The sequence below is a fragment of the Bifidobacterium asteroides genome (assembly GCF_009683175.1).
GTDB classification, from domain to species: domain Bacteria; phylum Actinomycetota; class Actinomycetes; order Actinomycetales; family Bifidobacteriaceae; genus Bombiscardovia; species Bombiscardovia asteroides_H.
The window spans coordinates 174505-186993 of the sequence record NZ_WKKW01000001.1 but is presented as its reverse complement, the minus strand read 5'-3'; the positions used below and the strand labels follow the sequence as shown (position 1 = coordinate 186993).

Sequence of the window (12489 nt, the reverse complement as noted above, 5' to 3'; positions counted from 1 at the left end):
CGGACGTGGTCGACCCGACCGGTTCTTTTAGACTAGCCCCTTGTCCGGCGAGCACAAGGGGTGCGGACCTTTCTTTCAGTGAACTTTCCCACAGATGTGTGCTCTTGAAGGTTCCTCAGCAGCGCTCTCGGCCGCCGGGGCTAGAGTTGTGCCCATGCGCTTCGATGACTCCCTTCTTGACAATCCCCGTGCCCAACGGATTCGCCGTCTGGCTGAACTGCAGGATCGGCGGGCCCGGCAACGTCATGGCCGCTTCCTGGTAGAAGGCCCGCAGAGCGTGCGCGAGGCGGTCCGCTGGCGTCCCGACCTGCTGACTGACCTCTATATTCAGGCGGATGAATCCTCTCCTGTGGCCCATGGCGGTCACCCTCGGCCGCTCAACGAGACCGTAGGCGCCATAATGGAGCAGGCCGGGGATCTACCCGACTGCTATGGGCACTTCGTCTCCGCCCGAGTCATGCGTGCCATCAGCGGCAATTCCCAGGGAATCCTGGCTCAGGCACGTACGGACGGATTTCTGGCCCAGTCGACGGGCCAAGACGATTCCCAGAGCCTAACCGGGGAGGGACCCGACCTGGTGGCAGCCTTCTGGCAGATTCGTGATCCAGGCAACGCTGGAACCGTCATTCGCACCGCTGATGCCGCAGGCTGCAGGGCGGTCATCCTGGTGGACCAGTGCGTGGAACCCACCAATCCCAAGGTCATTCGCTCCACGGCTGGCTCGGCATTTCACATACCCCTGATGACCATGGGCACCGAGGACTTCCTGGCCCTGTGCAGACGGCAGGGCCGGATCATGGTGGCGGCCGATGTCTATGGCACACCGGACAAACCCGTCCGCTCCCTGACCGATCTGATGGCGGGCGATACCCCAGCCAAGCCAGACTCGACACGTCAACCCACGGTCATGCTCTTCGGCAATGAGGCACGCGGACTGCCCGAAGAGTTGCTGCAATCCATGGATCAGATAGTTCGCATCCCTATATATGGGCGGGCTGAATCCCTCAACTTGGCTACCTCGGCGGCAGTGCTGCTCTACGCCATGGCCATGTCGAGTCGTATTGAAAGAATGTGAAGGCGTCAACGACCGGGATTTCCGCTGATTTGCGGCCCGGACACGGCATTGGCAACAGTGGAAAGGTCCATGGTGGCACAGGAAGAATTCGACCCCGCGGCGATGACCGACGAGGTCAACGAGGGCATCGGCAGGATTCGCGAAGCCTCCGATTTGGAAGAGCTCAAGGCGATCAAGGCCCGGTATGCGGGGACAGGTTCAGCCCTGGCCGGATCCGGACGGATGATCGGACGGCTTCCAGCGGATCAGAAGAAGACCGCTGGCCGCCTAGCGGGCAAGCTCAAGGCTGACTTCGGCCGTGCCTACGGGCTCAAGGAGCGGCAGTTGCGCCAGGAGGAGGAGTCTCGTCGCCTGGCTGCCGAGCAGGTGGATATGACCCTGCCGGTCAACCGCCGTCCCCAGGGAGCCCGTCACCCTCTGTCCAAGCTCATGGAGGACGTGGAGGACTTCTTCGTCTCCATGGGTTGGAGCATCGCCCAAGGACCCGAGCTTGAGGCCGAGTGGTACAACTTCGATGCCCTCAACTTCGGCCCTGACCATCCTGCCCGCCAGATGCAGGACACTTTCTACGTCAAGGGCAGTCAGGCCAGGGATGCCGCCGGCTTCGTCGGCTCCAACATGGTCATGCGTACACACACTTCGCCGGACCAGGCCCGTTCGCTGATAACCCGTGGCGTGCCGCTTTACGTGGCCTGCACGGGCAGGGTCTTCCGCACCGACGAACTGGATGCAACCCACACTCCGGTCTTCCACCAGTGCGAGGCCATCGCCGTCGATGAGCACCTGACCATGGCCGACCTCAAGGGCACCCTGGACAAGCTCGCCGTGGCCATGTTCGGCCCCGAGGCCCGGACCAGACTGCGGCCCTCGTACTTCCCTTTCACCGAGCCCAGCGCCGAGATGGACCTCTGGTTCCCCGACAAGAAGGGCGGCCCTGGATGGATCGAATGGGGAGGCTGCGGCATGGTCAACCCCAACGTTCTGAGGTCGGCCGGCGTCGACCCGCAGCGCTACTCAGGCTTCGCCTTCGGCGTGGGCATGGAGCGCACCCTGCTCCTGCGCCACGACATCAATGACATGCACGACCTGGTCGAAGGCGACGTGCGGTTCAGCCAGCAGTTCGAGATGGGGGAGTGACCGTCAGATGCCAATGGTAGATATCGACTGGCTCAAGGAGCATGTGCAGGTCCCCGAGGATCTGACCTATGAACAGCTGGCCAAGGACCTGGTCCGGGTCGGTCTGGAGGAAGAGGACATTCACCAGTCCACAGTGACCGGCCCCATCGTGGTCGGCTATGTGGTGGATGCCGAGCCTGAGCCTCAGAAGAACGGCAAGACCATCAACTGGTGCCATGTGGATGTAGGCGAGCAGTACAACGCTGTGGACGACCAGGGTCACAAGGTGCCCCGGGGCATCGTCTGCGGGGCCCCGAACATGGCTGCGGGCGAGAAAGTGGTGGTGACCCTGCCGGGGGCCGTTCTGCCTGGCGACTTCCGCATCGAACCGCGCAAGACCTATGGCCACATCTCTGACGGCATGTGCGCCTCCGAGCGTGAGCTGGGGCTGGGTTCGGACCATCAGGGCATCATCCTGCTGCGCAACTACGGGTTCACCCCCGAGCAGTACGAGCAGCTCAAGCCCGGGGACGATGCCATGGCCCTGTTGCATATGAACAGGCCCGTCCTTGAGATCAACATCACCCCAGACCGCGGCTACGCCTTCTCTTACCGTGGGGTTGCGCGCGAATACCATCACTCCACGGGCGCTGAGTACACGGATCCGGTGATTGAGCTGAACAAGACCGTGCCCGCCTCCGCAGCTCAGGAGGATCAGGCTCCACTGGCCGTGCGTATTGAGGACGACAACCCCATTCATGGTCAGCCCGGTTGTGACCGGTATTATCTGCGGGCCCTGACCGGCTGCGACCCCAAGGCGGCCACTCCCAGCTGGATGCGTCGTCGGCTGGTTCGGGCCGGCATGCGCTCCATCAGCCTGCCGGTGGACATCACCAACTACGTCATGTTGGATCTGGGTCAGCCCCTGCACGCCTACGACCTGGACAAGCTCAGCGGGCCCATCGTCGTCCGCAGGGCCAGGCAGGGCGAGCACTTGACCACTCTGGATGGTAAGGATCGAGAGCTCAGCACCGAAGATCTGCTCATCACCGACTCGCCCAATGGGCAAGAGGGATCCCGCATCCTGGGGCTGGCCGGAGTCATGGGCGGTCTGTATGGAGAGGTGACCGATCAGACTCGGAACATCCTCATCGAGTCCGCCCACTTCGACCAGGTCACCATTGCCCGGACCGCACGTCGCCACAAGCTGCCCTCGGAGGCCTCCAAGCGCTTTGAGCGCGGGGTTGATCCGCAGATGCAACCGGCCGCTGCAGCCATGGCCGCAGACCTGCTGCATCGCCTTGCCGGTGGCCAGGATCTGGATGCTCCGCTTGATATGAACCAGACCAAGCCCATGCCGGTCATCGACTTTGCTGTCAGCGAGGTGGCCCGGCTGACCGGGCTGGAGGTGGAGCCCCAGCGCATCGTGGCCATTCTGCGTGACATCGGCTGCACGGTCCAGGGTGATCCTCAAGACAGGCTGTCGGTGACACCGCCAACCTGGAGGCCCGATCTGGGCGAGGGCTGCGATCTGGTCGAGGAGGTGGCCCGCCTGGTGGGCTATGACCGCATCCCCGTCACCGTGCCATCACCCAAGGTGTCCGGTGCGGTTGGTCTGACCGATCGCCAGCAGCGTCGCCGTTGGGTGGCCGACACCCTGGCCGAGTACGGGCTCACCGAGGTTCTGGACTACCCGTTCGTCGGGGACAATGATTTCAAGGCCTTCGGCATGGATCCTGACGAGGTCAATGTCAACAGCGTGGAGCTGGCCAACCCCATGGCCGCTGACAGGCCTTATCTGCGGCAGAGCCTGCTGCTGCCGCTGGCCAACACCGTGGAGCGCAACCTGCGACGCGGCAACACGGATGTGCGCCTCTTCGAGATCGGCTATGTCTTCCGTCGCGACCCCAAGGCTCCTGCGGTGCCCACCCTTCCGGGCGGCGTGCGGCCCAGCGACGAGGATCTGGCCCGCCTGGACCAAGGTCTGCCGGAGCAGCGGCTGCATGTGGCGGCCCTGCTGACCGGCCGCGCCCAGGAGGACGGCTGGCTCAAGGACAGCAGGGATGTGGACTGGACCGATGCAGTCGAATCGGCTCGCCGGGTCCTGGACAGGTTGGGTGCACACTATCGGCTGGAGCAGCCCTCGGCCGATCAGGTGCCCGACCAGTGGCATCCGGGCCGTACCGCCAGGCTGGTCCTGGATGACGGTACGTTTGTCGGTATGGTGGGTGAGCTGCATCCTCGGGTCGATCAGGCTCTGGGCTTCCCTGCCCATTCGGCCGCCTTCGAGCTGAGTCTGGACATGGTGCTGGACCACCTGGACTACACCCCCCTGCAGGCCAAGCCGGTCTCGACCTTCCCGCCGGTCCGTCAGGATCTGGCCTTCACTGTGCCGGACACGGTTTCGGCCGCTGACCTGACTTCCGCCATCAGAGAAGCGGCTGGGTCTAGTCTTGAATCCATCGAGCTGTTCGACGTTTTCACTGGCGATCAGATCGGTGAGCATGCAAAATCGCTGGCCTTCGCAGTCACCTTCCGCGCCCCGGACCGTACTTTGACGTCCGAGGACAGCGAATCCCTGCGCCAGGCCATCGTTGACAAGACTGCGGGTCTGGGCGCTGTACTGCGCGCCTGACCAGGCATCGAGGGGACCGAGGGACATGACGGATTCTCAAGAACAGGGCACAGCCGGTGGACCTGACCGCCAGGATCATGATGGGGGCGACCAGCCCTTGTACGGCGCGCGCGCCGATCGTTATCCAGGATGGAATCCGTACATATACGGTCGCCCGGACCCTGAACCCAAGGCCAAGGAATCCGACTCGTCCCAAGGCAACCCCGCCAACAGGCCCATGCCCATGGCGGGGCAGTCGGGCCCCGGACGCGGTGGGAATCCTGGGAATCCTCAGGTCCGTCCCGGCACGCCTGGATGGCCTCCCCAGGGAATGCCGAATTTGAACGATCCCTCCCAAAATCCTGTCTATGGCCACTGGGATCCATGCGCCATCATTGCTTTCTTCATGGCCCTCTTTCTGCCCATGCCTGTGATCCCAGCTTTGCTCGGCGGCATTTCCATGTATCGGACACGACACCTGCATATGAAGGGCTATGGGCTGGCTATGGCTGCCCTGATCATCAATCTGCTCTTCACCTTGGCCTGGATCTGGCTGCTGGCCAACGGCATTTCCCTGAACGACTTCTACCAACAGATGGTGCCGTCGCCCTCAACGGGTGGCGGAGGCTCTGGCGGAGACGGCGTCAGCGCCTGAACTCTCGAGATACAGGTGTCGCCAGTGTCAACGTGGGCTGTGAGCAAGAGGCTGTGAAAGAGTGCCAGGAAGAACCCGGCAGTTATAGGCCTGGCGGTACCATCGATTGAGGCGGTGATGTCACTTCCCGGAAGTGAGCATTGGCGCCAATAATTATTCATGCCTGTGCGTCTGATGAGTTGCAGGTCTGCCAGTGGGGAGAGGTTCATTCGAATGGTGCCGGATGTCAATATTGTCGTATTCGACGGATTCGAACCCCTGGATGTCTTCGGGCCCTTTGAGGTTTTCATCAACACAGATGGCGCCCGTGTGCGTATATTCTCCTTGGACGGTCCTGGCGTGAAAGTCAGCGAGGGCGGTGCCAGGGTCGAGGCCCTGGGACCAGAGGAGATCGATCCCAGGGGGGTTCTGCTTATACCGGGCGGGTCCGGCACGCGCGCTCTGGTTGACGATGACCGCTGGCTAAACAGTCTGCGGAGCCTGGTTGCGCAGTCTTCGCAGGTGCTGACGGTCTGCACGGGTTCGGCTCTGCTGGCTGCTGCCGGTGCTCTGGATGGTAGACGGGCCACCTCCAACGATCTGGCCTTTGACTGGGTGGTCAGCACGGGTGAGAGGGTGGATTGGATCAAAGAGGCCCGTTGGGTGGTCGATGGAAAGTTCCGCACCTCCTCGGGCATCTCGGCTGGCATCGATATGGCCTTGGATTATGTTGAAGACACATGCGGGCCCGAGGCTGCGGACAAGGCCAGCACCCAGATGGAATACATCCGCAACCGGGAGTCCGGTTATGACCCTTTTGCACGGTCGAAAGCATAACGACACGCCAGATTGCATAATTATGCATTTTGTCGCATGACTATTTATGATGGTGCCCGGTGAAAGGAGCGTTCATGCACCAATATACAGTGGCCGTGGTGGGAGCCTCCGGTTATGCCGGTTCTGAAATGATCCGACTCATGGCCGCTCACCCCGCCTTCCGGGTATGTACGGTCACTGGGCGCAGTTCAGCGGGTCGACAGCTGGGGGAGTTTTCGCCCAATCTTCCGAATTCACTGGCCTCGCTACAGATTCAGGCCACAGACCCGAAGGTCCTGGCTGGCCATGATCTGGTGGTGCTGGCGCTGCCTCATGGGGCCTCTGGTCCCCTGGCAGAGCAGCTGGATCCCGAATCCATGCTGGTTGACTTGGGTGCCGACCATCGGCTGGAGGATCCGGCCGACTGGCAGGACTACTACGGCGGGCACTTTTTCTCTCCCTGGACCTACGGAATGCCGGAGCTATTGACGGCGGAAGGCATTCGTCAGCGTGAACTGCTCAAGCATGCCCGCCGGATAGCAGGTCCGGGTTGCAACGTAACCGCAGTCACCCTGGCCTTCCAGCCGGCCCTGGCTGCCGGATTGGTGCAGGCCGATGACCTGGTGGGCGATCTTGCCGTGGCCTACTCGGGTGCCGGTCGCTCCAGCAGCAGAATGGATCTACTTGCAGCTGAAGCCATCAATTCAGCCCATCCCTATTCGGTCGGAGGCACCCACAGGCACATCCCCGAAATTCTGCAGAACCTGCGCAAGGCGGAAGCATCCAATCCGGACCTGGGGGGAGGCCATCAACCGATTCGCCTGGGGCTGACCCCTATCCTGGTTCCCATGTCACGTGGAATCCTGGCCGTGGTTTCGGCCAAACTGAACGCGCGTGGACGTGCCTTGGGCGCGGAGGGCATTCGTGCCGTCTGGGAAAAGATCTACGCCAAGGAGCCGTTCGTTGATCTGCTGCCCCAGGGTAGGCTCCCCTCCACGGCTGACGTCTACGGTTCGAACCTGGCACAGGTTCAGGTCCTCACAGACGAACGCGCCGACCGTCTCTATGCTTTCGCAGCCATCGACAACCTGACCCGGGGTACCGCCGGCCAGGCCCTTCAGGCCGTCAACCTGGCCCTGGGTCTGCCCGAGGAAACCGGTCTGACAACCATAGGAGTGGCACCATGAGCATCACCTACGCCGCGGGCTTCCAGACAGGCACCGCCATCGCCCATCGCCCGGGAGGCTCACGCCGCCGCAACCTGGCCTTGGTTGTCAACAAGGGTCCCATGGACACTGCTGTAGGCGTTTTCACTCCCAACCGTTTCCGGGCCGCTCCGGTCATCTGGACCAGTAGGATTTTGGAAGAGGGCCGGGCAGGAGCCGTTGTCATCAATTCAGGCAATGCCAACGCCTGCACGGGTTCCGAGGGCCTGGACCAGGCCAAGGCCATGGCTGAGCGGACAGGCAAGAATCTGGGTCTGCCAGCCGAACAGGTTGCCGTCTGTTCCACCGGGATCATCGGCCACCTGCTGCACCTGGACCCCATACTGGCCGGCATCGACCAGGCGGCTCAGGAGCTGTCGACCAGCCAGGAGGCTGGCGAGGCTGCAGCCAAGGCCATATTGACCACCGACACCTGTACCAAGACTGTGGCCCTGAACGGTTCTGGCTGGCGGCTGGGCGGCATGGTCAAGGGCTCGGGGATGATCGCTCCGCAGCTGGCCACCATGATCTGCCTGATCACCACCGATGCCATTGTGGAGCCTGATCAGACCCGCCGCGCTCTGACCGAGGCCTGTCGGCTCAGCTTCAACCGGATTGATGTGGACGGTTGCATGTCCACCAATGACACGGTCCTGCTCATGGCCTCCGGTGCTTCTGGCGTTCGGCCTGACCCCGATCAGTTCCAGGAGTTGCTCAGCCAGGCCTGCGGTGAGCTCTCCCGTCGCATTGTGGCCGACGGCGAGGGCAGCCGCCACCGTATCCGTATCCAGGTGGACGGTGCCGAGAGCGAGGACGCGGCCCTGGCCTGCGCCCGGGCTGTCTCCGGCTCCACCCTGCTCAAGTGTGCCGTGGCTGGCGAGGATCCCAACTGGGGTCGCGTAGTGGCCTCCCTGGGCACCGTGCCGACTTCGACGGCGGCCTATGATCCGGACCGTGTGGATGTCAGCTTCAACGGAGTCAAGGTCTGCCAAGGAGGCCGCCCCGGCCAGGATCCCTCCCTGGTCGACCTGCACGTGCCCGAGGTCCATATCGATATCGATCTTGGTCAGGGTGACCGCCAGGCCACGGTTTGGACAGATGATCTGACCCACGAATATGTGACCATCAACGCCGACTACCACACCTGATCCGGAGCTTGCGCACGAGCGTGAGGCACCGGAGGCAGAAGCGGCAATGAGGAAAGGGAAAAGGATGGCAGATGGCGAGCAGGAGGCAGAAGCTGAACGGGCCTTGGACGATGTCAGCAAGGCCCAGGTGCTGATTGAGGCCTTGCCCTGGCTGGAGGAGTTTGCAGGTCAGCGGATCGTGGTCAAGTATGGCGGCCATGCCATGGTCGATGACCACCTGCGACAGTGCTTTGCTCAGGATATGGTCTTCCTGCGGCAGGTGGGTATGCACCCGGTGGTTGTCCATGGGGGAGGTCCCCAGATTTCTGACATGCTTCAGGCCCTGGGCATTCCCTCGGTATTCCGCGGTGGTCTTCGGGTGACCACGCCGGAAATCATGAAGGTGGTCCGGATGGTCCTGACTGGTCAGGTGGGCAGGGATTTGGTCGGTGCCATCAATGCTCATGGTCCTATGGCCGTTGGTCTGTCGGGAGAAGATGCCGGCCTGTTCAGCGCTGCCCGTCGTACCGGTATGGTGGATGGCCACCCAGTGGACTTGGGCCTGGTGGGCGAAGTTGTGGCTGTGGATGCTTCGGCCGTGGAGGATCTGATCGATGCCGGGCGGATTCCTGTGGTTTCTTCGGTGGCCCCGGACGAGCAGGACGCCACCCAGGTACTCAACGTGAATGCCGACGCCGCCGCCTCTGCCTTGGCCGCGGCCTTGGGAGCCAGAAAGCTGGTCATTCTCACCGACGTAGAGGGACTCTATGCCGACTGGCCCCAGACTGATTCCCTGGTATCCAGCATTGGCGTGGATCGCCTGGACGGTCTGCTTGGAGACATGAAGGCAGGCATGCGTCCCAAAATGGAGGCCTGCATGCAGGCTGTACGTGCCGGGGTCAGTCAGGCCCACATCATTGACGGGCGCCAGCCGCACTCCATGCTCACTGAAATCTTCACCCAAAACGGGATCGGCACCGTCGTTGTGCCGGGCCATGAAATGGTCATGAGGAGGAGCCATGAACAAGGCTGATCAAGATTGCGGCAAGATCGCGGAGCCAGCCGAAACGGTTGAGGGTCCACAGAGTCGCCAATGGGCCGATCGCTATGACCATGTCCATATGCAGGTCTTTGGAAGGCCAGGCAGGGTCATGGACCACGGCCAAGGTGCATGGATATGGGACGTTGACGGCAACCGTTATCTGGACATGTTGGCGGGGATCGCGGTCAACGCCCTGGGCTACGCCCATCCTGCTTGGAACAAGGCCCTGGCTGAGCAGGCCGGCAAAATGGCCCATATCAGCAACTTTTTCGCCTCACGCCCCCAGATCAAGCTGGCCGAGCGGCTGCTGGAGCTGGCCCAGGCCCCGGATGGTTCACGCGTCTTCTTCTGCAACTCCGGAACCGAGGCCAATGAGGCGGCCATCAAGCTGGCCCGGCTGCATGGCACTCGCATGGGCGGGCATCCCGGCCGAATCCTGGCGCTGACGCACAGTTTTCATGGTCGCAGCATGGGCTCGCTCAGCCTGACTTGGAAGCCAGCCATCCGTGAGCCCTTCCAGCCTCTGGTACCAGGGATGGGCTTCCTGCCGTCCGGTGACCCCAAAGCCCTGGAGGAGGCCATCTCCGGAGAAGAGGCTTCCGACCAGCCAGTAGCCGCCGTCATACTGGAGCTCATCCAAGGCGAGGCTGGCGTGCTGCCGCTGGAGCCCGACTATGTGCAAAAAGTGCGTGAGCTCTGCAGCCAGCATGGTGCGCTGATGATTCTGGACGAGGTGCAGACTGGGATGGGCAGAACAGGCCACTGGTTTGCCTTCCAGGATCAGAGCCTGTCCGGCGGCGCCTGTCCCGATGTGCTCACCTTCGCCAAGGGGGTGGCCGGCGGCTTCCCCATGGGAGGGATGATCACTTTTGGCTCCGGGCCTTCTGGTCTGCTGACCCCAGGTACGCACGGGTCCACCTTCGGCGGCAACCCCCTGGGATCGGCCCTGGCGCTGACCACCCTGGAGACTATCCAGCGGGAGGGTCTGCTGGAGCAAGCAAGACAAATGGGGGAGAGGCTGCGCGATGGCATAGCCGCCTGCGGCAACCCTCTCTTCACCCAGGTCAGAGGCAGAGGCCTGTTGGATGCCGTCCAGTTGAGTTCTCCATGTGCCGGCAAGGTGGGTGCCTGGTGCCTGGACCACGGGCTGATAGTCAATCCCGTAGCCCCTGATGCCCTGCGTCTGGCGCCGCCCCTGATCATCCAGGCCGATCAGATCGACTTGGCTGTCGACATCCTCTCCAAGGTCCCATCCCGTCTCGGGGACATGGGTTCGCAAGGGGATGATCGTTGATTTACAGCGTATAGAGACATTCGTGATGACAACGTAAGGGAGGTAGAGATGAACAGCGGTTTGCGGCACATGCTGCGTGACGACGACCTCAACCACGAGGAGCAGCTGGAGGTGCTTCGACTGGGCATGGCTTTCAGGGCCAATCCCTATTTATCCCAGCCTTACCATGGGCCTCAGGCCGTGGCGATCATCTTCGACAAACCCAGCACGCGCACCAGAACCAGCTTCTGCGTAGGCGTGGCCCAGCTGGGCGGCTATCCCATGGTCATCGACAGCCCGGGCTCGCAGCTGGGCCGCGGCGAACCCGTTGCCGATACAGCCAATGTGCTGACACGGATGACATCCACCATAGTCTGGCGCACCTTCGGCCAGGATCGGGTGGAGACCATGGCTGCCCATGCCACTGTGCCCGTCATCAACGCACTGACCGACTCCTTCCACCCCTGCCAGGTCCTGGCCGACTTCCTGACCCTGGCCCAGCACCGGGGCGGGGTGGATGCCCTGGCTGGCATGACCATCGCCTACCTTGGCGACGCGGCCAACAATATGGCCAACTCCTATATGCTGGGCGGGGCAGTGGCCGGCATGAACGTGCGGATTGCCGGCCCACATGGCTTTCTGCCCGATCCGAGTCTAGTGGACCAGGCGCGGACCCTGGCTGCTGAAAACGAAGGATCCATTCTGGTCACCACGGATCCGGTTCAGGCCGTGGAAGACGCCGACTGCGTCTTTACCGACACCTGGGTCTCCATGGGCGAGGAGGACCAGTATGCCATCCGCTCCCATCCATTCCTGCCCTATCAGGTCAACGCCCAACTCATGGCCCATGCCCGCCCGGATGCCCTTTTCCAGCACTGCCTGCCCGCCTACAGGGGCCGGGAGGTGACGGCCGAGGTTATCGACGGCCCCCAGTCCGTGGTCTGGGACGAGGCTGAAAACCGCTTGCACGCCCAGAAGGCGCTGATGACCTGGCTGGTGGCCCGCTCCCGGGGCGACGAATCCCTCCTGCAGGGGGTGTGCTGATGCGGCCGACGACCAAGGTGGCCCGGCTGGATGCCATTCGTCAGGCCCTGAACCGACACCGGGTCAACTCCCAGCAACAGCTGTCGGCCCTCTTGGCTGAGCAGGGCATCGAGGTGACCCAGGCCACCCTGAGTCGGGACCTGGACGACCTGCATGCCACCAAGCTGCGGTATTCAGACGGGAGCATGGCCTACTGGATTCCCGCCACCACCGATCAGCAGGCCATGGAGGCCGCTGCCGCCGAGGGGCCTGAGATTGAGGGTGAGAACAAGACCGATGCCTACCTGGCCAAGATTCTGACCGGGCTGATCACCTCGGTGGCCCGGGCCCGCAACCTGCTGGTGGTCAGAACCCCAGCCGGTGCCGCCCAATATGCGGCTTCCGCCCTGGACCGCCAGCCCATCAAGGGCATCCTGGGCACCATAGCCGGGGACGACACGATTCTGATCATCGCAGCCGACGATGAAGCGGCATCATCCCGGGCCGACTGGCTTATGACCATCGTCTCCGGTCAGGAGGACTCCCGGGGCCGCTGATCGCTGA

11 protein-coding genes are annotated in these 12489 nt (G+C 62.9%); all 11 read left to right on the top strand.

The window, feature by feature from the left end; genetic code table 11:
- Positions 1-154 precede the first annotated feature (154 nt).
- The 11 genes from GKC41_RS00855 (at position 155) to GKC41_RS00805 (ending at position 12482) form a co-directional block, all read left to right on the top strand.
- Complete coding sequence (locus GKC41_RS00855) at positions 155-1075, top strand: TrmH family RNA methyltransferase (protein WP_029678421.1); 921 nt, start codon at positions 155-157, stop codon at positions 1073-1075.
- A 69-nt stretch (positions 1076-1144) separates the two neighbouring features.
- Complete coding sequence (gene pheS / locus GKC41_RS00850) at positions 1145-2212, top strand: phenylalanine--tRNA ligase subunit alpha (RefSeq protein ID WP_029678422.1); 1068 nt, start codon at positions 1145-1147, stop codon at positions 2210-2212.
- 7 nt (positions 2213-2219) lie between these two features.
- Entirely contained in the window at positions 2220-4826 is a 2607-nt protein-coding gene (gene pheT, locus GKC41_RS00845; RefSeq protein ID WP_154312519.1) for a phenylalanine--tRNA ligase subunit beta, read from the top strand.
- A gap of 25 nt (positions 4827-4851) precedes the next feature.
- Complete coding sequence (locus tag GKC41_RS00840) at positions 4852-5460, top strand: DUF4190 domain-containing protein (RefSeq protein ID WP_052323200.1); 609 nt, start codon at positions 4852-4854, stop codon at positions 5458-5460.
- A 213-nt stretch (positions 5461-5673) separates the two neighbouring features.
- On the top strand, positions 5674-6276 hold the full coding sequence (locus GKC41_RS00835; RefSeq protein WP_154312518.1) for a DJ-1/PfpI family protein: 603 nt from the start codon (positions 5674-5676) through the stop codon (positions 6274-6276).
- A 74-nt stretch (positions 6277-6350) separates the two neighbouring features.
- Positions 6351-7442: an N-acetyl-gamma-glutamyl-phosphate reductase gene (gene argC / locus GKC41_RS00830; RefSeq protein ID WP_154312517.1), complete on the top strand. Its 1092-nt coding sequence runs from the start codon at positions 6351-6353 to the stop codon at positions 7440-7442.
- A complete protein-coding gene (gene argJ, locus GKC41_RS00825) occupies positions 7439-8608 on the top strand; it encodes a bifunctional glutamate N-acetyltransferase/amino-acid acetyltransferase ArgJ (protein ID WP_154312516.1) in 1170 nt (389 codons plus the stop codon). The genes argC and argJ overlap by 4 nt, the downstream gene beginning before the upstream one ends.
- 64 nt (positions 8609-8672) lie before the next feature.
- The gene (argB, locus tag GKC41_RS00820; protein ID WP_044097800.1) at positions 8673-9620 is read left to right on the top strand and encodes an acetylglutamate kinase; all 948 of its coding nucleotides are present in this window, start codon (positions 8673-8675) and stop codon (positions 9618-9620) included.
- On the top strand, positions 9607-10923 hold the full coding sequence (locus tag GKC41_RS00815; RefSeq protein WP_154312515.1) for an acetylornithine transaminase: 1317 nt from the start codon (positions 9607-9609) through the stop codon (positions 10921-10923). Before argB ends, GKC41_RS00815 begins: the two co-directional genes overlap by 14 nt.
- A 48-nt stretch (positions 10924-10971) precedes the next feature.
- Positions 10972-11946 (top strand): ornithine carbamoyltransferase, encoded by a 975-nt coding sequence (gene argF / locus GKC41_RS00810; protein ID WP_029678429.1) that lies wholly within the window; start codon positions 10972-10974, stop codon positions 11944-11946.
- Positions 11946-12482, top strand: a complete 537-nt coding sequence (locus tag GKC41_RS00805; protein WP_154312514.1) for an arginine repressor — start codon at positions 11946-11948, stop codon at positions 12480-12482. The genes argF and GKC41_RS00805 overlap by 1 nt, the downstream gene beginning before the upstream one ends.
- Positions 12483-12489: the final 7 nt, after the last annotated feature.